16 protein-coding genes are annotated in these 22,692 nt (G+C 39.5%); 2 read left to right on the top strand and 14 right to left on the bottom strand.

From position 1 onward, the window contains the following. The first annotated feature begins 5 nt into the window (after nucleotides 1–5). On the top strand, nucleotides 6–953 hold the full coding sequence (locus ACH30E_RS09865; protein ID WP_490824688.1) for a hypothetical protein: 948 nt from the start codon (nucleotides 6–8) through the stop codon (nucleotides 951–953). A gap of 2 nt (nucleotides 954–955) precedes the next feature. Beyond that, entirely contained in the window at nucleotides 956–1,717 is a 762-nt protein-coding gene (locus ACH30E_RS09860) for a WecB/TagA/CpsF family glycosyltransferase (protein WP_490824687.1), read from the top strand. 203 nt (nucleotides 1,718–1,920) lie between these two features. Here the strand turns inward: ACH30E_RS09860 and ACH30E_RS09855 are convergent, their stop codons facing one another. From ACH30E_RS09855 to ACH30E_RS09790, 14 genes are all read right to left on the bottom strand, one after another. Then, the gene (locus tag ACH30E_RS09855) at nucleotides 1,921–3,006 is read right to left on the bottom strand and encodes a hypothetical protein (RefSeq protein ID WP_490824686.1); all 1,086 of its coding nucleotides are present in this window, start codon (nucleotides 3,004–3,006) and stop codon (nucleotides 1,921–1,923) included. A 12-nt stretch (nucleotides 3,007–3,018) separates the two neighbouring features. After that, nucleotides 3,019–5,292 (bottom strand): SLBB domain-containing protein, encoded by a 2,274-nt coding sequence (locus tag ACH30E_RS09850; RefSeq protein WP_490824685.1) that lies wholly within the window; start codon nucleotides 5,290–5,292, stop codon nucleotides 3,019–3,021. A 149-nt stretch (nucleotides 5,293–5,441) separates the two neighbouring features. Further along, entirely contained in the window at nucleotides 5,442–7,082 is a 1,641-nt protein-coding gene (locus ACH30E_RS09845; protein ID WP_490824684.1) for a capsule assembly Wzi family protein, read from the bottom strand. Nucleotides 7,083–7,221: 139 nt separating this feature from the next. Then, entirely contained in the window at nucleotides 7,222–8,625 is a 1,404-nt protein-coding gene (locus ACH30E_RS09840; RefSeq protein ID WP_490824683.1) for an undecaprenyl-phosphate glucose phosphotransferase, read from the bottom strand. A gap of 263 nt (nucleotides 8,626–8,888) precedes the next feature. Continuing rightward, entirely contained in the window at nucleotides 8,889–10,541 is a 1,653-nt protein-coding gene (locus tag ACH30E_RS09835; RefSeq protein ID WP_490824682.1) for a capsule assembly Wzi family protein, read from the bottom strand. 116 nt (nucleotides 10,542–10,657) lie between these two features. Further along, nucleotides 10,658–12,169: a capsule assembly Wzi family protein gene (locus ACH30E_RS09830; protein WP_490824681.1), complete on the bottom strand. Its 1,512-nt coding sequence runs from the start codon at nucleotides 12,167–12,169 to the stop codon at nucleotides 10,658–10,660. A 560-nt stretch (nucleotides 12,170–12,729) separates the two neighbouring features. Then, complete coding sequence (locus ACH30E_RS09825; RefSeq protein WP_490824680.1) at nucleotides 12,730–14,043, bottom strand: inositol-3-phosphate synthase; 1,314 nt, start codon at nucleotides 14,041–14,043, stop codon at nucleotides 12,730–12,732. Nucleotides 14,044–14,255: 212 nt separating this feature from the next. Next, nucleotides 14,256–16,187 carry a polysaccharide biosynthesis protein gene (locus ACH30E_RS09820; RefSeq protein WP_490824679.1) on the bottom strand — a complete coding sequence of 644 codons (1,932 nt, stop codon included), beginning with the start codon at nucleotides 16,185–16,187 and terminating at the stop codon, nucleotides 14,256–14,258. A gap of 312 nt (nucleotides 16,188–16,499) precedes the next feature. After that, nucleotides 16,500–17,189 (bottom strand): hypothetical protein, encoded by a 690-nt coding sequence (locus tag ACH30E_RS09815; RefSeq protein ID WP_490824678.1) that lies wholly within the window; start codon nucleotides 17,187–17,189, stop codon nucleotides 16,500–16,502. Nucleotides 17,190–17,197: 8 nt separating this feature from the next. Then, nucleotides 17,198–18,049, bottom strand: a complete 852-nt coding sequence (locus ACH30E_RS09810; RefSeq protein WP_490824677.1) for a TylF/MycF/NovP-related O-methyltransferase — start codon at nucleotides 18,047–18,049, stop codon at nucleotides 17,198–17,200. 24 nt (nucleotides 18,050–18,073) lie between these two features. Continuing rightward, entirely contained in the window at nucleotides 18,074–19,030 is a 957-nt protein-coding gene (locus tag ACH30E_RS09805; RefSeq protein ID WP_490824676.1) for an aldo/keto reductase, read from the bottom strand. Beyond that, nucleotides 19,027–20,865, bottom strand: coding sequence for a sugar transferase (locus tag ACH30E_RS09800; RefSeq protein WP_490824675.1), 1,839 nt, complete (start codon nucleotides 20,863–20,865; stop codon nucleotides 19,027–19,029). The genes ACH30E_RS09805 and ACH30E_RS09800 overlap by 4 nt, the downstream gene beginning before the upstream one ends. A gap of 72 nt (nucleotides 20,866–20,937) precedes the next feature. Continuing rightward, on the bottom strand, nucleotides 20,938–21,864 hold the full coding sequence (locus ACH30E_RS09795; RefSeq protein ID WP_490824674.1) for a transketolase family protein: 927 nt from the start codon (nucleotides 21,862–21,864) through the stop codon (nucleotides 20,938–20,940). 1 nt (nucleotide 21,865) lies between these two features. Further along, nucleotides 21,866–22,681 (bottom strand): transketolase, encoded by an 816-nt coding sequence (locus ACH30E_RS09790; RefSeq protein WP_490824673.1) that lies wholly within the window; start codon nucleotides 22,679–22,681, stop codon nucleotides 21,866–21,868. Between the last annotated feature and the right edge of the window lie 11 nt (nucleotides 22,682–22,692).

Below are 22,692 nucleotides of genomic sequence, written 5' to 3'. Positions count from 1 at the left end.
TTAGCATGGGGTTAATAGACAGGATACTTAGTTCAGAAGAATTTATACAATCCCCGCCCGTTCTAATAGACATCGGAGCTTCAGGAGCCATCCATAAAAAATGGAAGAAAATAGCTCCCTATGCCATCTGCATTGCATTCGATGCAGACGACCGCGATTTTGATCCGGCTTCCACAGAAAAAAGCAAATACAGGAAACTTCTTATCAAACAAAAACTTGTTAGCGATAAAGCAGGATCTGCCACTAATTTCTACCTAACAAATTCCCCTCACTGCTCCAGTTTACTGGAGCCAGATTTGGATGCGCTGAAAGATTGGGCCTACGCTCCAATTTTCACCGTTGAAAAAACCATCCAACTACCCACAACTGATATCAACACCACATTAACCGAATTTGGTATTTCGTATATCGATTGGTACAAATCTGATTCACAAGGTATCGACCTGCAACTTTTAAAAAGTATCCCGGACAATATCAGAAAAAATATCAGCATCGCTGAATTCGAACCCGGTATACTTGATGCCTATAAAGGAGAAGATAAACTAACCGGCATGCTTAGCTACCAGGATGAATACAATCATTTCTGGCTGGCTGAATTAATCGTAAAAGGTCCACTCAGAATTCCTCATGATAAACTCAGTGAAATAGTTCCGAATCAATTCCTGCAAAAACTTTTGGGAAAAGTAGGTCCAATTGCACCGGGATGGGCTGAAATGACTTACTGCAATACTTTCAAAAGCACAGAGATGCAAACCCGAAGGGCACTGATGATGGGATGGATAACTGCAACATTAATCGGTCAGCATAGCTTCGCTTATACTTTGGCTGATAAAGGCTATCAGCTTTTCGGCGACAAATTATTTAAAGCCATGCTGGGTTCCTCAAAAAGAAAACTATGGATGGGCTTTATTAGCTTCCGCTACTTTTCATTATTGTTTAAAAAGATCTTTTAAACATGATGAACGAAGCCACAGCTCCAAAAGTAAATATCGCCGGAACAGGTATCAGTAATTTATCGCTCACTGAAACCATGGATATCTTCGACAACTGGATTAACTCGGGCAAACAAAAAAGAGTTTGCGTTACACCAGTAAACTGTATAGTTTGGGCTAATAAAAATAAAAACCTCCAAGACTTATACAATACCGCCGATCTAACCCTTTGCGATGGCGTTCCACTGCTCTGGGCCGCTTCATTTCTGAATCAACCTTTGAAAGGAAGGGTTACCGGATTAGACCTCATGCCCCAATACATTGAACGTTGTGCAAAACATGGGCATTCCATGTTTTTTTTAGGGGCAAAAGAAGGTGTGGGAAATATACTTAAGCAGCAATACGAATCACAATATCCCGGCATTAAAATTTCAGGTGTTTATTCACCACCTTTTGCCGATGAATTTGCTGATGCAGAAAATGAAAAAATGATCCGGTTAATCAATGAGGCAAAACCCGATATACTATGGGTTAGCCTAACCGCCCCCAAACAGGATTACTGGATCGCTAAACACCTGCATCGCCTTGATGTTAAAATTGCCATAGGCGTAGGCGGTGCTTTTGAAGTGAGCGCCGGTCTCATACCCCGCGCCCCGAAATGGATGCAAAAAAATGGATTGGAATGGCTTTATCGCTTGTACTGCGAGCCTAAAAGAATGTATAGAAGGTACCTGGTTGAAGCTCCCGCTTTTATTCCGATGATTATCAGGCAGAAGATGCGGTAGGATTTAGGTGTTAGGTATTAGGGGTTAGGGGTTAGCTATTGAAGCGATTTGATTGGTTTTCCTAGTACCCAGCACCCAATCTAATATCTTATTCTCAACACTTAACTAAATGATACACTCCAGATGTGAAGCCTGCCGCAACGTCCCCATTCTTTCACCTTCGGTGATAGAGGGAGATGTCGCGGAGAACGAATGGCTAATACCTAACGCCTAACCCCTAACCCCTTTTTCCCCATCAGCATCAGCACCAACAATCCTGCGCAGATTCCGATAAATGCGCCAATTAATAATCCTTCCCACCAATAAAGGCGGTTATTGTTTAAGGGGTATATAGGTTCATCTACCAATTGAACGGTGGGCGTTTCCTGGATGAGGGAGGTTTTACTCATTTCGAGATTCTTGAGTATTTCACCGTAAATAGTGCTTTGTAAAAATTTATCACGAGAAGAAATTTCTGCAGATACCCCAGGAGTAGCATAAACCGGGTTCACATCTAATAACATCCTGTTTGCATCGGCCGCAGAATAAGTTTTTCGATTAAGTGCAGCTAATAAACTGTCCGCTTTCGCCTGTAACCGCTGGACATTGGTTAGAATTCTTTTTGTTTTTGTTTCAATATAAAAATCGGTGGTTGTTTTGAGCAGTCTTTTAGAAAGCAATACACTTAGTTCTTCACTTCTAAACCCTACACTTAATTCAAAGAATCCCAGTTTTTTATCCGGTTTGGCAACAAACAATTCTTTCTCCGTAATGCGGCTGATCATTTTTTGCAATAGACTATCTTCAACACGAGAAGGCTTCTTGCGTAAAACAGCAAATGATACGGGTAATTTCACTTTGCCTTCCCATTTTTTCTCTAGCTTATATACCCTTGCATATTCATCTGCGAGGGTAGTGTTTTTTGAACTGTCGTACCAGCTTAATAAAGTACTTCTAACCAGGTGTTGACTTTTCAATAATTGTAAGACATTGTCTCCTGCTAGTATGCCACTGGCACCAGATAAACTACCCATGTCAACACCAAATTGTCCTGCTAAAGCCGACATCAATGAACCGCCTCCTACTGTTTTGGATTCCTCTACAACGAATGTGGTTCTTGCGTAATAAACAATGGGTTTGAATATACTGAATGCTATACCTATCAATGCTCCTGCCAGCAGAAACAGGCTCCATTGTTTCCATTTACGTAATGCAGCAAGCAGACGCAAAAAAATATTGTTGATCTCATCTTTAAAAGAGAACTCCGCTTCTTCCTGTACAAGATTATTATTAGGTATTTCCTGTTGCATTTACTAAATATTTTAATTGCGAAGCACCGCTATCAAACTTATGAGTGCTGTAAGTGTACCCGTAAGCGAACTGATTTCAATGAATGAAAGTCCTTTTCGTTCATTAGGTGATTTTTCTGGCACTACAATTTTGCTACCCGGCTGTATTTTTGGATAGGTGCGGAAAAACAGGAATTTTTTTGTCTTTCTGCTTATACCATTGCTGTATTGCACATACGCTTTTTTCAGGTTACCATTATCGGTTACGCCACCTGCATTAGCTATATAAGTACGCAGACTACCTGATTCGAAACTTAATATCTGTGGGTTAAATACCGCTCCTTTTACTTCCACAAAATTGGTACTTCTCGGAATATGTATACTATCGTTGGGCAATAATACAAAGCGCTCTCCTTCTGCAAATAAATCTGTTGCCACACGCAGATTATTTCTGAATACCTGTATATCGCGCATGGATGCATAAGGACTAATTCCACCAGCTCTCTTCAATACCTCGGTTACCGTTTCATCTCTTCTTTCCAGGGCATAGTCGCCTTCGTATAAAATTTCTCCCCTCAGTTTTACACTACCGGGTAACTGGTAATTCAAGAGTTTGGGAACGAATATATAGTCGAGTGGTTCGAGGTTAATAGAGGCTGTGCGACTGTTCAATGCCGAATCTACTTTTACCGTTAACAGGGTAAGTAACCGATTCGCTAAAGTATCTGCATTGTTTTTTTGGAGGCGCGAAATCTCCACCTTATGTGTAGCCGCATCATTGGTAAAGCCTCCGGCCAGTAAAATGGCGTCTTCCAATGTCATACCCTTACGAAACAGGATGGTTCCGGGTTTTCGAACATTACCACCAACGGTTATACTCATTTGAGAAATGAGATCGCTGCGTGATTGTATTACCACTGAATCTTCCCTGAAGAGGGGAATATCTTTTTCGCTCCCCGATAATAAATCTTTTACATTGAAGGAAACCAATAATGGCTCTGATGTACCAGGTGCCTGTCGTTTGATATAGCCCCGATTGATAAATGCTTCTTCTGTTAAACCATTTGCTTTCTGTATCAGCTTGAGTAAGGTAAGTCCGTCAGACAGCTCATAATTACCAGGTCTGGTAACAGCTCCCGCTATGATTACCCTGTTTAGAAAACGCTCACGTATTTTATCTACAAATATAGAATCGGCATTTTTAGGAATAAAATAGTCAAAATCAGTATCTGCCACATCCCTGAATATCCTGTCTTGTTTACCAACCTGTGCTACTTTAACGGAGCCTTTGAATGCCATATCGCCCCATCCACCGGCAAAGCGAAGGAGGTCCGATAAGGTTTCTTTTTCCTGAAGCTCATAAATAGAAGGGCGCTTCACTTCTCCGCTTAAATTCACCCGCTTATGATAGAGAGGGTAACGAATGATGTCTTTGTCCTGCAGGCGGAAATCCTGGTCGAATAACCCTTTTTGCAAGAAAGTATAAAAATCTATCCGTTCAATTACTTTGTTGTTCCTGATCAGTTCAATAGCTCTCAATGAACCGGTTTCAGCAGGACCACCAGACAAATACAATACCTGGAAAAAACCTGCGAGTGATGAAACCGTATAATCACCGGGTCTGTCGGCCTCACCAATTACCGTTACTTTGATGCTTCTCACATTACCCAGTGTTACCAATAGTTGCGATTGTCCGCTGGTAATAGCCGGATAGGGTAATTTCAACTTATTCTTTATTCTTGCTGTTGCCTGTTCAATGGTTAGGCCACTCAGTTGTACCATTCCACCATGGGGCACTTCGAAAAAACCTTCGCGTGTTATGCGGCTGGTATGGGTTAGTTCATTTAATCCTGTAACAGATATATTTAGTTCATCCAATGGCCCCAGTATGTAGTTGACCGGAGTGGCCATATTCATATTAGGAATGAAATTCGATTGTGCATTGCTGAAAAAATCAAAACCATAATAGGGTGATTTGATTCGTACATCCGGAAGGTCGATGATCCAGGAACTATCGCGTACAAAAAAAGAAGTATCTTTTATCAGTGCTTCCTTACTAAAGGAAGTTTTATTTGATCCCTGCAGCTTCACCAATCTTTTCTTAAACATATCAACTTCCGAAGTACTCAATCCTCTCTTTACCAATTCCTTGATTACATCCGATTCCGACATGCCTCCCCGCTGACCCTGGTTCCATAATTGAATAATCTGCTGATCAGACAACTTGTCTACTTTACCAATTTGTCTTTGTGCAATAGCAGTAAACCCAATAATAACCCCCATAAGGGTCAATCCGATTTTTTTCATATAAACCTCTATCATATAGCAAATATCAGGCATTAAAGGGAAAAAAGGAATTCGATGTTAAATGGCTGATGTCTGATGGCGGATATCTGATTTATTAGAATCTTTAGCATTAAATCCGACATCAGCCATCAGACATCAGCCATCTTTTATCATCTCCCCAACCTGAACCCTACCATCATCCATTTATCTGTTGTGCTGGTATTGTTTTGTTGGTTGGTGGTGCGGGAGTGGGTGAAGTTGGCGAAGACCTGGAAGCCGGGCATACAGTGGTATACGGCTTCGCCATACAAATTATTTTTGCGGTATTGGGGGTCGAAGAGGAATGAAGGCTGGGGTTGCTGGAAGTATTGCTGATCCAGGGTTCCCGGGCCACCCTTTCGTATATGTTCATAACGAAGCATTAGTCGCAGGCGGGCAAGCGGGGTGTATCGCGCAAATAATAACATTCTATCCGAATTGTTACCCATCCAGTCGCCCATTACAAAATCATGATTGGTATAATTTTGTGCAGGCTGCAGGTTACGATATACAAATGGATTGATCCGGGTATATTCCATTCCAAGCGTGAGGTAAGGCAGGGCAATATCTGTAACGTTCATCCCGAGGGTATACCCCAATTGATTCCGACTTTTTTGTTTATTAAAAATGGATCCAAATCTAATTTCATCAATAAATAAGGAACCATAGATATGAGATTTTCGGAGGTGATTCCTGGAACTTACCTGGAGGAAAAGTTGACCATTTGAACCGGCATTGATATTTTCATTACTTGCCAGTAAATCATTGATCTTAAAGAACATTATGGGCAATAAATAACCAACATTCAACCGGTCACTATAAACCATTGATTCGCCGATCTGAATATCCAATCCTTTTACCGGCGTAAACTGTAAACTGTGAATAGCCAAGAATTTAGGAATATATACATCTCTCCTTCCTCCATAAGTGCCCACCCCTGTATTATAACTTCTGTTTGAGTCGATGATATTAGATTGCAACCATGCATGCGTATAATTAAACTTCAGCCAGGGTAATGGTTGGTAATCGAGTCTGATTTGCGGAAAGCTGGGTGCTTTTTCTGAAAGAATAATGCGCCCATTTTCACCATAGCCAGTTAAAAGATAATCCTGTCCAAAACCTATAGAACCATTTTTCCAGCTATAACTAATTCCTCCCCGGAACTCCGAATAATTAAAACTTTTCTTATTGGCACCGATTCTACCTACAGCACCGGTAACCCCTGAACTATTTCGCAATGTGTCAACACCTTTCCCCTCTTCTGTAATATCATTAAAGGAAAAATGCCAGGCCCAGTGTTTCCCACTATAACCATAAAAACGAACGCCAGATCCATAAAACTTTATGGACCTGCCAGAACCTGCAATCACGCCACCATTAAGGATGGGATCTACACGCATCAAAAAATCTTTACCCACTATATTCAATCCACGTATTCTGTTCCAGTTATCTTTTCCAAAAAAAGAACCAGATGCTTTTTCCTGTGTTATTGAAATCGCTTTTTCATCTGAAAAATCTCTCTGGTAAAAAAGCATTTCCGTCCTTTCCATTTTTGTTAGCTGGTCCTGCTTAGCTGCCAGGCTATCCAAACAGGCTCCTATATATATTCTGCTAAGTGGTCTTATCTGATCATCAAATTTTATCAACCCTTTTGCAGCCATCCTACTCAGGTATTGATAAATATCATTATCATGATGCTCACTTACAACCTGGGCCTTTGTGTAGTTAAAGGTGGAAATGAGCAGGAAGAAGAAGAATATCTTGAGTTTCATTGTTGTGAGTGGTGAATGGTGAATAGGGAGCGTGAATTGTCAATGGTGAATGGTGAAATTAGACACTCATATCTCTCAAAATCAAAGATCAAAAGATCAAAAAATCAAAGATCTGAAATCTGAGATCTGATATCTGCCATCAATAAGCATTCTGGTCTCCTCTGAAAATATTAATGACCGTTTGGAGAATGATCTGACAGTCGAGCCAGAAAGTCCAGCGGTGGATATAATACAGATCGAAATTTACGCGGCGTTGCATCGATCCCGGCTCCCTTGTTTCGCCCCTGCATCCGTTTACCTGCGCCCATCCTGTTATGCCTGGTTTAACCAGGTGGCGCTGCATATAGTTGTCTACCGTATGCATCGCTTCGATATTTAATGGGGTTGGGTGGGGTCTTGGACCAACTACCGACATATTTCCTAAAAAAACATTCCAGAACTGTGGTAATTCATCGAGGTTCGACTTTCTTAAAAAAGCCCCCACACGTGTTATACGTGGATCATCTTTACTCGCCTGACGATAATTTCCGTCATCATCAATATCTGAGCTTTCCGCCACCATCGTGCGGAACTTATAACAGGTGATCTTTTTGTTATTGAGTCCCCAACGTTCCTGTTTAAAAAATACAGGTCCGCGGGATGTTATTTTTATTGTCAGGGCAATGATGGGTAATAACCACCAACCCATCAATACAAAGAAAAGGGTTGCAAACAATGTATCGAATACTTGTTTTAATACCTGGTTCTCTAATTTATCCAATGGCAGTTCACGAATACTGATCACCGATAACTGACCAATATTATTTACCTGTACTGATGAACTGCTGTACTGGTGTATGTCAGGTAATATCCTCGTTCTTACTTTATGGTAATCACAGACTTCTATACACTGCTGAATTTTTTCTTTGTCTTCATTGGGCAATGCTATGATCACTTCATCAACAGGTTGTTGTTGAAGTACCTGTGATAATTGTGCCACTTTACCAAAATACATGCAACCATTTAATGTTTTCTTCTGGTCGTCAATGAACCCGATACATTTATATCCATAGTAATAATACTTATTGATGGTTTCATAAAACTCATAAGCAGCAGGAGTTACTCCAATGATCAGCAGGTTATCATACAATCGTCCCTGGTATAGTGCCGAGTGTAAGTATTTACGGATGATGTATTTTGTGAAGACGAGAAAAACGAAGAGGAAACCGATATGCCAAACCAGGAAGGCGCTGCCATAATGCACTGTTTTTTGCAGGAAAAACATTACGGAGCTTAGTAACACTGCATACAATAACAGTGTATAAACAATGAAGACAATTTCTTCAGAGTATTTATTCGAGCGACGATCGCGGTATAATTTCGAAACAGATGCCGCAACATACCATAAAACCGTGGCCAATATGGCAAATAAAGATGACTGTCCCGCATCTCCCCATATTAAGCCGCCTCTGTCTACATTATGTGCCAGTATATAAGACAGCCCCACAAGTGGGGCATCAATTACGTGACGTATTAATGTATATCTGTTATATGTTTTTCGCATTGGATATTAGACGCTTCTTAGGGCAAAAATGATGCCTGGTTTTGAGCTGCTAGCTGCTGGCTGCTAGGGGTTAGGAATTAGGTACTGGGTACTGGGTACTAGGTACTAGATTTTAGGAATTAGTTTTAGTATTGTCATCCCTCTTGTCTTAATATCTAGTAAAAACGTTGCATTACCTCTCCTCTCTTAAATCAGACATCCGCCATCAGACATCAGCGATCTGATATCTGCCATCTGACATCTGCCATCAAAAATCTGCTATCCTAAAACCTCCACCCAATCCCCAGTCTCCCCGATACATTCAGGTATTCATTGCCTGGAACAAAATAATTGGTGGGGTCCCAGTCTATGATGAGCCATTGGTAATTATAGGAGCGGATTACTGACAGTTGGGCATTGGCATACCATTTCTTATAATTCCATGCAGCCATAAATGTGGTGGATATATCCACCCAATGCCGCCTGAAATCTTGCAGCCCTTCAAATGCATAATAGTAGAAATCACTATTATAACGCAGGCGCTCGAATTGTATACCCAGTTTCTTTGGACCATCCACCCAGCTTATTTCCAGGGTTTGGCTATTACTACCCGGACCAATACCAGCACCTAATGAACGTCCCATATTTGTGTATCCCTGACGTACATAACGGTGCGTGTACCAACTATCCGGATCATGAATCAACTCTGCGGTAGGGGCCTGCATTTGGGTTAGTTCGGCATGTAATTGTATGGCTCCGCCTCGCTTCCGCATAAATAATTTCCTGATACCCGCTACATAAGCCCTACGGTATGCATCGGTACGAATGACGTTCCATGGCATCAGTGATACATCTTTGCGGCCATATTCTATATAAATCTCCGCATGCTCTTCCGGCATCACATACCGGGCAAAGAATGAACCAAGTGAGGCTTTACGTCCCGATTTTTCTGAACCTGTTACCGCCCCTCCGAAAAAACCCTGGAGGGGTAGTATGTCCAGTGGACTTGATATATCCGTATTGTATAAATAAGATGCTTTGGCAAATCCTACATAAAGGGAGGAAACCCATTTAGGCCGCCAGCTTAACATCATTCCTGTTATATAACGCCAATCATTGTTCTTGGGTTGGTATAAAAACTGTCCATTGGTATCTACACTGTTGATGCGTGGTGGCAGTATGCCAGATTCAGACAAACGTCCTGCAATGAGCTGTCCTTCGAAATCACCAATACCGGTTTTCACCGGACGTATCGTTTGAATACCTGCATGCAAAAATCCGGGTGCATTGGTTGACATGATCAATGCATTTTTATTACCCGGCCCCCACCACATCTGTTCGGTTGAAATACCCGCCGCAAATGATTTGAACTGGTATTTTATACTTGATTGTCCGGGTAATATTTTTCTATAGGTGTCTTCCCCGAAATTGGTTGGTATATCAGTAGTATTTAAGAAACGATAATAAGCTGCCCAGCTTGCCGTACTTAACTGCTGAGAAAAACCTTCGAATGGTTTATTATCGGCATATACAAATTCCGGTGCCACCTGCATCACCCAATGTTTACCTGCACGAAGCTGTACACCTGTGCTGATAACAGACTGGTACCCTTTTGCCGGTATCATGGGTGCAATATTCCAGTGGTAGGGCAATGCTGAATTATATTGCTGCTGTATCGTTAGCGGCAATACGCGTAATCGAATACCCTGCTCCTTTTTGTTTAGTTGTATTACGGTTGATGGAGAACCCATTAAAGAATCCAGCTCATTAAAATCAACCCGATTGGGATTGATCATATACGAGCTTTGTTTCTCCTGACTATTGAGCAGCAATTGTTTGTTGCGCAACAAATCGCGCAGCAAATCATTTGAAATACCCTGGGCAATGGCACCAGAGGAGATGAATAAACAAAAAATGATAAAGAGTTTTTTCTGCATGAAACAGGGTTGAAAACAGAGAAATATCGAATTTCCAAATGAAATCTTTCAGTGTACTTCAGTGCTCTCAGTGGCAATTAATTAATGCCACTGAAGGCACTGAGATACACAGAATATTATAGGCGATATTGCAGGCCGGCCTGGGCATGGAGGTTCATTACATTTACGCCTTTCTGCCAGGCATATCCCCTCGATCTTACCAGTTCTAATTTACCGGCAAATATCCATTTACCTTTTTCCCATTGAGGAGTAAATCCGAGACCAAGATCCACCCATTTTTGTGTGCGACCAATGGGATCACGATTTATCTGTTCAATAAAAAAGCCCATTCGTTTTGCACCATTCACCAGGTTCACTCCTGCATAAATTGCATCGGCACCAAATCCATATACAGATCCCATGATTTGGTTGTCCTGGGTATAGCCTTCATGAATCTGACCATGTACATACCAGTTGCCCGCATTACGCACAAGGTAATCGGGGGTCTGACTCATTTTGGTGAGTTCAAGCACAATATCTATCCAACGATCTTTTCCTTTTTGCGGAATCAGTTTTTTAAAGCCAATTATATTGGCGGCTGAATGACTGGTACCCATCAGGTAATCACGGGTATTTACTTTGTAATCATTGTAGCCGTATTCAATATAAAATTCAAAATGCTGTTTCGGGAAAAGCCAGCGTAGGAAAAAAGAAGCTATCTGATCGCGACTCAGCAGGTCTTCATTCACAACATTTTTTTTCTGAGCGGCAAGGGCTATTACCGGAAAATATCTTTCAAAACTGCCCAATGTACTTGTAAGCGAATCATTGCTGAAAGTTTGTATCACCCTGTTCAATCCCAAAAATAAACCCGGCACCCATTTAGGCTGGTAAGCTATGGTTAATCCACTGAGGTATCTTTTACGCGTTCCTAATATTGCATCGGCTTTCTGCAAATGGGTATTTTCCATTGACCGATCGCCATCGGTACGTAACCATCCTCCCATCAATTTCCATTCAATACTACCAATAGGTGTTTTAAGAGGCCTTCTGCTTCCGATAAAAAAATGTTCAAAACCAGGTGCCTGGTAAGTCATCAGTAAACTATTCTTCACCCCGGGTCCCCACCACTGATTAGCCGTTGAAATGCCCGCACGAAACCCACCTGCCACCAACTGTACAGTTGACTGGCCAGGATAAACACGCTGAAAAGATTTTCCACTATTGTAACCATACGCTGGTGTAACCGGATAAGCCGGATTGGCCGCCCACACTAATTCAGGTGCCAACTGCATTTCAATAAATCCAGCCCTTACCTGTACCCCGCCACTTAAACGTGTTTGTAATCCCTTCGCCGCAATCAAAGAACCATCATTCTCACTAAATGGCTGCCTGCTGTTAAACTGCGTAAGCCAGCTCAATGGCAGTACCGTTACTAACGGCTTTTTAAAACTACCCTTTACAGTATCTGATTCTATCCCAAAAGGAATAGTTCGCAAGGTAAAGCTCTGGTCAGCATTTCCCCTACCCAATAACTGCAGATCGCGCTGGTGTTGGTCGCGGGTAATACCTGCATCAAGTGTTTGTGCAAACAAGAAGCAGGTAGCTAAACTAAATAAGGTGGTTAGTTGTATTTTTTTGAGGAGCATTGAAAACTTTAGAGTTTGAAAATTTGATCCGCCTGAGGCGGGTGAAAATTGGGGAATTTGTCCCGACGAAGTCGGGATGACTAATCCCCCTCTATCCTTTGCCGTCATCCTGACGAGCATTCCGATCTTTGATCGGAAATTGCGAGGAAGGATCTGTTTGATTTGGGGATTGTTATTTATTGTTTTTAAAAGGCTTAGCATATTTTGATGACCTGCTGAACTTATAGACCTTTTTTATTTCGAAGAACTTTAAGAGTTGAAAGTACTTCGTTGAGTAAAAAAATAATGTCGAATATTTTTGAGCATCGGGATGCTTCAATTGCTTGGGAGGTCCCTCGGTCGCAGATAATAACCGGAGGTTATTAATACCCTTATTAAATGTTGAACTCCTTAAACCGCTCCAACTATAGGAGATCCCTCGGTCGCAGATAATAACCGGGGGTTATTAATGCGCCTCGGGATGACGGCCAAAAGGTGGGGAGAAACAGCTTTGATGATTAGCTCCGCCAATCATCAAAGCAAAAAAAATCCGACATCCGCCATCCGACATCAGCCATTTTTTATTCGTATTCTGTTTTCCCTTTTTGGAAAGTATAATCAAGTTCACTGATTTTTTCAGCGGATACTTTGTTATCTGGTGTGTATAGGTTACTGATTTTTTGCTTCTCTGTTATGGGAGTGTATACCCTTCTCGCCATGGCGTCGCACTCAAATTTGGCGTCGGCGGTGGTCATTTGAACGGGTGGGGTTTTTTGTGACCAGGCTGATGGGCCGCGGAGATAGCCTACAATATCCATTTCACGGGCCACACGGCAGAAGCGGATAGCGTCTACTACGATACCGCCGCTGTTTGGACTATCCTGTACCGATAACCTTGCCGTAAGCTCATAGCGAGCGCCGGCAAAGCCGTATGCTACCAGGTCTATATTACATACTTTATTATCGGTACCCATGTACTCGCCACCCGGGCGCTGAACCACGGTTAGGGATGGACCGGCAAACATGGTCATGCCTTCAAGACCTTTACCTCTTACGATCGACTGTCCGCTGAGAACGTTTTCTTTCGACACATGTTTATTATGCAATCGGGCTTTTTCGGCCATGTTGAGGAAGTCGGTGTTTGCGGAGCGTCCGTTGATGATGTGTTCCTGTCCCTGCGTGGTGCCGGCGGCCATATTCATCTGAATATGCTGGGTTACTACCAGTCCGGCATCCATCATACTGCCCTGTAATACTTCCGATAAACGGCTGGCACCATAGCTGGAGCGCATATCGCTGCCCACAATGGTAACTTTATGTTCAATGGCTTTTACTTCCAGTTGTTTGGCATCTTCTGTTGAGATAAATGTGGGCATACAGTTGATTACATGCACCCCTGCTTCAATGGCGTTATTGATATACCATTTTGAAGCCTCTTCTGCCCCAACAGGCATATAGTTAAGTAGGATGTCTACCTGGTGTTTCTTCAGCAACTCTTTATACTCTTCTGCACTAACTTCATGGGCTTTGGTATCTTCCTGGAAGGTAATATCACCATGGTATCTCCTCATGTGTGGAGCTATACCATCGAGTGTTGGTCCGCGGAAAGTACGTGCATTGGTTTCTATACACTGAAACTTAGAAGCAGGATCAATCACCCGCATATTGCAGTTGGGCAATGCATACAATGCTTCTTGTAGAAATGTATCTACTTTACGTGTATCTATATCAAACCCGAGTACAAACTCAATATCCTGTGTTTTATAGCCCCCGATTTCAGGGTACATTAACCCAATGGTATTTTCCGGGTTACGCAGGTAAAATTCAACGCCCTGCACCAGTGCAGAAGCACAAGACCCAATGCCAGCAATGGCAACTCTTATTTTAGTAGACATCTGTGTGTAGTAGTTAAAAAGACTGCAAAGTTAAGGAAAAGAGGGCTATTAGCTTTTAGCTATTGGCAATTAGCTTACTCTTAGGTTCAAATACTTCAGTATATAAAACTTTCTTGTGAGGTAAGTTCATTAATTAAGAACAGGTTCTGGAGCAAGTAAAAAGGCTAAAAGCTAACAGCTAATGGCTAATAGCTATCTCGCCTTAGACGAGACTAACTAATCTTCATCGCCACCACATTCCCTTCTTCCTGCTTCTTATCCAACTCAGCAAATACCGAGTTATTGCTCACAAACTCGGGCACCAACTGCTTCATTTTAGCCACCATATCCATGTTATTGGCTTTTTGTTTGGCAAGATGTATCAATGCGGCAAACTCTTCCTGTATAGATTCTATAGCATTGGTTCTTACCTTGGCAATCATGATTTTTTCATGGTAGGTAGGTAAGGTATTTTCTGAATCCATGAGTAACTCTTCGTAGAGTTTTTCTCCCTGGCGGAGTCCGGTATATTTTATGTCGATATCAATACCTGGCACATAACCATATAAACGAATCATTTTCTTGGCCAGGTCAACAATGGGTACCGGCTTACCCATATCAAATACAAAAATCTCTCCTCCACTACCCATGCTGCCAGCTTCTAGTACTAACTGGCAAGCTTCAGGAATAGTCATAAAGAAACGGGTAATTTGGGGGTGGGTAACCGTAACAGGTCCTCCTTTCTCTATCTGTTCTTTAAAACGAATGATTACTGACCCATTTGAGCCAAGTACGTTACCAAAACGAGTGGTGATAAATTTGGTAAACTTTTCTTTATAAATACTATTTGCTGAAGAATGGCATAAAGACTGTACATAACATTCAGCCAATCTTTTCGATGCCCCCATTACATTTGTAGGATTTACAGCTTTGTCTGTAGAAACCATAACAAAGCGTTCTACATGATATTTTACTGAAAGGTCAGCTATTAATTTGGTACCCATTACATTCGTGAGAATGGCTTCAGATGGACATAATTCCATCATAGGAACATGCTTATAGGCTGCAGCATGGTAAACATAATGAGGTTCGTACATGGAAAACATTTCCAGCATCCGGTCTTCATTGGTTACATCACCCAAGAAAGGAATACAGGCTGTTTGGGAATTAATCTCCTGCAGTTCCAGTTCAAGTTGATGCAAAGGTGTTTCGGCCTGATCACATAAAATAATTATGTGAGGATGAAAGCGTAAAAGTTGTCGTACTATTTCACTTCCTATCGAACCTGCAGCTCCCGTTACCAATACGCGCTTTCCCTTTATCTGGTGAGCAATTTCTTCATTATTGATTTTGATAGGTTCACGCTCCAGAAGATTTTCAATCTTAATCGTTTGTAATTGCTGTGCTGAAAACTCGCCATTGATCCATTTATCTAATGGAGGAACATTTAATACCTTGATATCGTGATCAAGACAGAAATCCACCAACTCATTTTTCTTGTCTGGGGGCATATTGAATGCCGCTATGATAATTTCATCAATCTTCTGAGATAAACTTAACGTTTGTAAATCTAATCTATGGTGAATTCTTATTCCGTCAACTACCTTACCAACCTTTCGCATATCATCATCTAGAAAAGCAACAACGGTTATGTTTGATGTAGCATCATGTTCCAAAACTCTTTTTGTTGCAAATCCTGCTTCTCCTGCACCGTATAAGATTACGGTTTTGCGATCCATTTTGTAAATACGCAAATAAGCAAAAACGTATTTTATGACTACCCGGTATGAAATCAAAAATAAAAAACTAAAAAGAGCATAAATTATCAATGTGGCAGTAGAAAAACTGGGTATTCCCTTAGTATTTACTGATACAAAACTTATAAAAAACAGGATAGAGGTAGTTAATAAAATTGCATAGCAAATTCTTAACGCATCCTGTATACCTGTGTATCTGATTATGCCAGCATATGTTCTAAAATTGATAAAGACAATTGAATTAATAAGTGACGATATGACGATATCACCGCTCAAAATCTGTAAGTCGATAGAAGAAACATTCAGATTGAACCTGATAAGATGGGCGAATGATAATGAAAACGCACAAATTATAAGGTCAATTATAAATATTATCCAGCGAGGTAATATGTTTATTTTTTTAATCATGTTTGAATTAAAGCTGATACTTTAATCTAAATTCAAATAAGATGCGAGAGTTAAATTAATCAGATTATCTGTTTTTCCAAAATATCACCCCTTTTAGGGGATCTTTGCCATTTAGAGATCCAAAATTCAAAAGTCGCACTATAAACTGAAATTTGAGCATCATTTATGCTAATTTATAATGAGCAGTAAACTTAGTTCATCCCTAAACTACTATTTCCGCCAGCAAAACATGGCAATTTTTGTAGGGAATTGAGCTAGCTTCTAGTTATTTCAAGTTAAACAGAAGCGAAGTTTTATGCCTGTCTGATTTGCTTAAACTTTGAAGTACAAAACAAGGTAATTATTTTCAAGTCTTTTTACCTGTAAATTGTAACCCATTTTTTTTGCCAGCTCTCTATAAAAACCAATTGGCCTTCTTTTACCAAATTGAAATCTATTCTTATTGCGCATATTTATAAACTTCTCTTTGATATACCGAAGTAGGCCAAACCACTGGGAATAAATTAATAAAATATCGGTTGAAGCGGACTTTGATTTTTCAAAAAACTGTCTAATTTCATCTTCACTTAAAGCATAACAAACTTCCGAGAGGAATAAAAGATCCTTTTCCATAGGTGTGTAATCAAGTAGGCTCTGATTATCGGAAGTGATGCCTTTAAACGCTAATGATTTAAAGAAAGAGAAAGATGCTTCATCTTGTTCAACATAATGAACAGGGATATTAGTTAACGAAAAAAGATAAGAAAACACCCCAGATCCTCCGCCAAGATCAACTACCCTGTTATACTTAGAAAATGAATACTCTTTTACCAATAAATTAAAAAGTGAAATCTTATAGTTGTGATTTATAAAAATTGATTTAAAAAAGGATTCTTTTGTCGGATTATTAAAAAGATTAAGTACTTGCTGGTTATTGATCAACCCAGATGCAGACTCGACATATCTGTCAATTTCTCTCTTTAATAAAAAAGAGGTATAATAATCAAACAACATTAAACTCATAAAGAAAATTAGGGTTTCTGAAAATAAACTCCACCACGCCCATCTTGTGCCAAAGGAGTTTTGACACCTCTATTTGTTCTAAACTCATCTACTGCTTTACTAGAACCATAACAAGTTGCGTAATCATCGATAATAACATATCCACCTGAAGAAATTTTATCATAAAAATTTTCTAAAGGAATTTTTGTTGACTCATACCAATCACCGTCTAAACGAAGAACTGAAATTGATTCGACTTTATCTCGCATTTGAGGCACGGTATCTTGAAACCATCCTTTAACAAGGACCACTTTATCCCGGTTTAATTTCAATTTATCAAACAATAATTCTGAAACCTGTTCAATTGTACCCAAGCAAGATCCTTTTGGCAAAGGTCTAATAAACATACCAGCTTTGCCATTTTCGTAATCTTCAGCTGTTGGTTCAGGCAACCCCTCATATGAATCAAAAAACCACTTTTTTCTTTCATCTTTTCCTAAATACAGTGATGAAAGCGCCAACATGGCTGCAGTTCCACCCTCAGCTACCCCACATTCAACAATATCCCCTTTTACGCCGTTCATTTCGATGTCATTTATTACATCAAAAGCATTTTCAAGAGCCTTGCGCCCACCCATTGTATAAGGCAATAATTTTAAAGTAAGACCGGCTCGTTTAATCTTTTTTTTGTCAAAACTCAAATGCGTAAAGATATACTTAAATACATAAGTTACATATAAAAAATACTTATACGATTTGTATAACAAGTTATATACCAATTTGTATATCTTTTGGGGCAACAGCCTGTTCAATGCTGGAATAATTAATCTGGCTGCCTTACCAGCGAATGATGGTGTGTAAACAATTTGTTGATTTTCCATTATTTTAAATTTATACTATAAAAATTATTGGGTAGAAGATAAGGAGCATTCATTCAATATTTCGATATCTTTTTTATCTAAGTTCCATTGTAAAGCTGCTATATTATTCGCTATTTGCTCAGCAGATTTTACTCCTACAATTGTGTAATCAATGACTCCAGAATCTAATACCCACCTTATTGCTGTTTCAGCCATACTCTTGTTATAAGCCTGTGAAATTTGCTTAAGCTGGTGTAAAATCTGGTAATTCCGTTTCCATTCATCCTGTGAAAAATGAACCAGTCGATGTCTTCTGTCTGATTTGTCGAAATTAGAATCATGCATATACTTACCTGTTAATAGGCCTTGGGCCAAAGCTCCATATGCAAATCTACTAATTCCGAAATCGTTGCAAACTGAAAACATTTGCTCATATCGTTTTCGATCAATTAAATTGTATGAGGCTTCAACGGCAGAAATGTTATAACTATTCGCATAAGTAAGAATTGCTTCTTCATTAAAATTCGAAAGCCCATAATTCAAAATTTTGCCTTCACTTTTCAACTCTTCAAGTGCATCTAAGGTTTCTACCAATGGCGTAGAAGGGTCAGGCCAATGAACAAAGTATAAAGGAATTGTATCAATCTTAAGACGTCTTAAACTATTTTCCGCAGCGATTCGAACATATGAAGCACTACAATCCTTAAATGTTTCAGCGCGTTTCCCATCTGCCGCAATGTTCCATCGAATTCCAAATTTTGTAATGATAAAGGCTTCATGCCGAAAATGGCCCAAAGCTTCTGCTAATTCTTCTTCACTTTTCCCAAGTGAATAAACATCCGCAGTATCATAAACAGTAATTCCTAAATCAATTGCCTTTTTAACGGCGTCGTGCAGATGTTTACGATCAACTACTCCCCAATCTGTTCCACCAAGCTGCTCGCACCCCATTACTAGTTTAGATGGTACCGAACCAGCATATTGTAACCGATTTTTTTTCATAAAATTCGTAAGACTCTTCCGATTGTTTTAAATAATAACTTAATATCCGTATAAAAACTTTGTTCTTTCACATACTTTATTCTTAACTGATTCTTTCTATGAAGAAAATGCTCTTCGAAAAACTGATCAGGATCAGCATCACCAATTAATTGATTTAAATTCGAAAATTCAACCGATGAATAATCTGTAATTCCTGGCTTTACAGTTAATATCACTTTTTCATCCCCTTTGTATGCATCAGTATAACGAGTTAGTTCTGGGCGAGGTCCAATAAAACTCATATTACCCATCAAAACATTAAAAAGTTGAGGTAGTTCGTCTAATTTCAATGGTCGTAGTATTTTTCCAACGCGCGTTATTCTCGAATCGTTTTTACTGGTGGTTCCGGCTCCCTTATCGGCGTTTACAACCATTGTCCTGAATTTCAAGATATAAAAACGCATACCAAATTGACCCGCCCGAAGGCCTTTATAAATAACTGGTCCACGTGAATCAGCCATTACAAAAATGGCAATTAAAAGCATAATTGGTGCCAACAAAATAATTCCAAAAATGGCAAATACCAGGTCAAAAAAACGTTTTATGAATCCATAACTCCCTTCATTATAAACAATTGTACTTTCAATTTCAGCTGATTTTTTATCAAAACTTTTTTCGAGAAAATTTATATATTCATCATACACTTTTTCCCCATCGAACATTTCATTATAAGTTTGCACTGCATTTTGCTTCATCTCATTTAACTGAGTTCGATTTGATGCTAAAGCTACTAATTGACTAGCCAGTTCTTCCCCATTGTTTGAATAGGTAAAACCACATCTTCTCGTTGCTAAAATATCGAATAATGGACCTTTGTCAAGACTTAATGCGATAGGTAACCCTTTTGAAAAATATTCAGCAGGTTTATTGGGAATATTCTTAATATAATTATCTGAATTGATGTATGGCGCAATGCCGATATCACAAATGGAAAGTACTGCTTCTATTTTAGGACCATCAATCCACCCCGGTAGAAAAATATTGTCCAACCCTTTTGCTGACTCAGCAAACGACTCATATTTATCGCCTGATCCGCAGATTATGAATCGTATTGGTTGTCTGTTGTTACTTAGAATAGTTGCTGCTTGTATTATTGGTGCAACATTAAAAACATTACCAATCGTTCCCAAAAAAAGTACAGTTAGGTAGTTTTCATCTTTGACAATATTATGCTTAGACCAGAACTCAATGTTATTTGCTCTAAAATCATCATCACTTTTTCTTTTGAAATTAATGTAGCCCATTGGAATAACCTTATCAAACTTATCTAACTTCCTATTGGCATAATCAAGTCCCCAAATCAAAAAATAATTAGTCAGACCAATTATTCCAGTTGCATTCGTAAACACCTTACGATTTAACTTTTTCATTGGTGATATCAGGATTCGTACTAGAGGCTTAAGGAAAACTGGCACGACATCAATAAATACATCAGGCCAAAGATCGCGTACATCAAGCACTACAGGAATCTGATGTTTGCGACCGAATCGAACCGCTTTTAAGGCCATTTCTGCAGAAGGAATAGATCCAACAATAAGATCAGGTTTCTCTATAGTATCATTGATTATTTTATCAAATCGTTTTGACAAAATAATCTGATCAAATATTCTGGCAATCGAAAGATTTTTTTTGTAGCCAAAACTTTTAATATACTGAATCCTGTAATGCTTATTGATTACTACACATTCGTTATGTGTATACCTTTGTCGCCTGTTATAGTGATCAAAAGTTGAAGTCCACCAAATCACATCATGGCCTTTTGCAGCTAATTTATCTGCAAGAATGCCAGTACGCATTATTCTTTGTTTTCCGTTATTATCTTGAGGCGTGGGCTCCGATCGCTGTATCAGCCAAATTTTCATATTATATCAAAATTCCTTTCCAAGCATAACCAATGACTGATTAACAATGCTCTGAACATCTAATTTATAATGGTTAATAAACCATTCCTGATCACCTACTCTAGAAGGAAATTCAGATGGCACTCCTAAACGCTTGAAATTTGGAGAAAGTCTATGTTCTGCCAGGATTTCTGCTATTTTACTTCCTAATCCACCAATCAAAGAGTGTTCTTCAATTGATATGATGTTACCTGTATCTTTTGCTGCATTCAATATAGCTGATTCGTCAAAAGGTTTTAGAGATCCTACACTAATCACACGGGCATTTATTCCCTTTTCCTTCAATGCATCTGCCGCTTTGGTAGCATTATAAACCATGCCACCTATAGCGATTAGTGAAATGTCGCTTCCTTGTCTAACTTGAATAGATTTTCCGATCTGAAAATCAACCTTGCCAGAATGAACTTCAGGTTCTCCAGCCCTACCTAACCGAAGATATACAGGACCATTGTATTTCAACATAGCTCTTGTTGCTGCTTCTGCTTCCCAGGGGTCACCGGGTGCTAATACTGTCATATTTGGCAATGCTTGCATAACAGCCAAATCCTCTGTAGCGAAATGTGTTGGTCCTAATGCTCCATAACAAAACCCACCTCCCACAGCTACTATTTTTACATTAGCATTATGATAACAAATATCATTTCTAATCTGTTCAAATGGACGAAGCGTTGGGAAGTTAGCGATTGAATAGGTGATAACTTTTTTCCCAGACATCGCAATACCAGCTGCCATACCAGTCATATTCTGCTCTGCAATACCAGCATTAAGAAACTGATCGGGATACTTCTCGGCAAATTTTGTTACCACACCAAAACCCAGGTCTCCAACAATTAAAAAAATATCTTTGTCTATCGATGCCTCTTCTTCTAATGTCTTAATAAACGCTGTTCTCATACTATCCTTTTTCGATTTGAAGTTTAGCTTGTAAAAGTTCATCTCCCTTTGGAGTTCTATAATGCCACAGAACAGTATTCTCCATAAAATCAACGCCTTTTCCTTTTATGGTATGGGCAATAATGACAGTAGGTCCAATAGCTGTTTGTTTGATCTTATCAAAGGTAGCTGATAGTTGTTCGATATTGTGACCATCAACTTCAATTGCATCCCATCCAAATGATTTCCATTTTTCTGCAAAAGGTTCCAAACGCATTACATCTTCTACAAACCCTATACTTTGAATTTTATTATAATCGATAATAACAACCAGATTATGTAATTTATGATGGCCTGCAAAAAGAGCAGCTTCCCATATAGTTCCTTCATTACATTCACCATCGCTTAGCAACAACCAAATCTTTTTTGATTGTTGTTTTAACTTAGCAACATATGCATATCCAACACCAACAGGCAAACCATGTCCTAATGAACCAGTTGAAAACTCAATTCCAGGAACTCCTTTAGAAGTAGCATGACCAGCCAGTAAAGTATTATTCTTATAAAATGTAGTTAACCATTCTTTTGGGAAAAAATTCTTATTGGCCAAGATTGCGTATAGGATAGAAACAGCATGGCCTTTACTCATAATAAAAATATCCCGATCCTCATCCTCGCAATTAGCTGGCGTAATATTCATCACTCCACTATAAAGGACAGCGAGAATTTCAGCAATCGAGAAAGCACTTCCAACATGAGAGCTATTTGCTTCACTAATTAGGTCTAATACTTGTATTCTTAATTGCTTAGAAAGTGTTTTGATTTCACTAATATCCATTGGGTGCATTT

The organism is Sediminibacterium sp. FW305-C-61, from assembly GCF_058231065.1.
This window is presented reverse-complemented; position numbering and strand designations above follow the sequence as displayed.

Coding starts and splice junctions, on each gene's coding strand:
- ACH30E_RS09800 (WP_490824675.1), bottom strand. CDS start 20,865: ATGCGTACTGGCATTCTTGCAGATAAATTAGCTGCAAAAGGCCATGAT.
- ACH30E_RS09830 (WP_490824681.1), bottom strand. CDS start 12,169: ATGCTCCTCAAAAAAATACAACTAACCACCTTATTTAGTTTAGCTACC.
- ACH30E_RS09795 (WP_490824674.1), bottom strand. CDS start 21,864: ATGAGAACAGCGTTTATTAAGACATTAGAAGAAGAGGCATCGATAGAC.
- ACH30E_RS09810 (WP_490824677.1), bottom strand. CDS start 18,049: ATGGAAAATCAACAAATTGTTTACACACCATCATTCGCTGGTAAGGCA.
- ACH30E_RS09790 (WP_490824673.1), bottom strand. CDS start 22,681: ATGGATATTAGTGAAATCAAAACACTTTCTAAGCAATTAAGAATACAA.
- ACH30E_RS09820 (WP_490824679.1), bottom strand. CDS start 16,187: ATGATTAAAAAAATAAACATATTACCTCGCTGGATAATATTTATAATT.
- ACH30E_RS09845 (WP_490824684.1), bottom strand. CDS start 7,082: ATGAAACTCAAGATATTCTTCTTCTTCCTGCTCATTTCCACCTTTAAC.
- ACH30E_RS09815 (WP_490824678.1), bottom strand. CDS start 17,189: ATGAGTTTAATGTTGTTTGATTATTATACCTCTTTTTTATTAAAGAGA.
- ACH30E_RS09835 (WP_490824682.1), bottom strand. CDS start 10,541: ATGCAGAAAAAACTCTTTATCATTTTTTGTTTATTCATCTCCTCTGGT.
- ACH30E_RS09825 (WP_490824680.1), bottom strand. CDS start 14,043: ATGTCTACTAAAATAAGAGTTGCCATTGCTGGCATTGGGTCTTGTGCT.
- ACH30E_RS09855 (WP_490824686.1), bottom strand. CDS start 3,006: ATGCAACAGGAAATACCTAATAATAATCTTGTACAGGAAGAAGCGGAG.
- ACH30E_RS09805 (WP_490824676.1), bottom strand. CDS start 19,030: ATGAAAAAAAATCGGTTACAATATGCTGGTTCGGTACCATCTAAACTA.
- ACH30E_RS09865 (WP_490824688.1), top strand. CDS start 6: ATGGGGTTAATAGACAGGATACTTAGTTCAGAAGAATTTATACAATCC.
- ACH30E_RS09850 (WP_490824685.1), bottom strand. CDS start 5,292: ATGAAAAAAATCGGATTGACCCTTATGGGGGTTATTATTGGGTTTACT.
- ACH30E_RS09840 (WP_490824683.1), bottom strand. CDS start 8,625: ATGCGAAAAACATATAACAGATATACATTAATACGTCACGTAATTGAT.
- ACH30E_RS09860 (WP_490824687.1), top strand. CDS start 956: ATGATGAACGAAGCCACAGCTCCAAAAGTAAATATCGCCGGAACAGGT.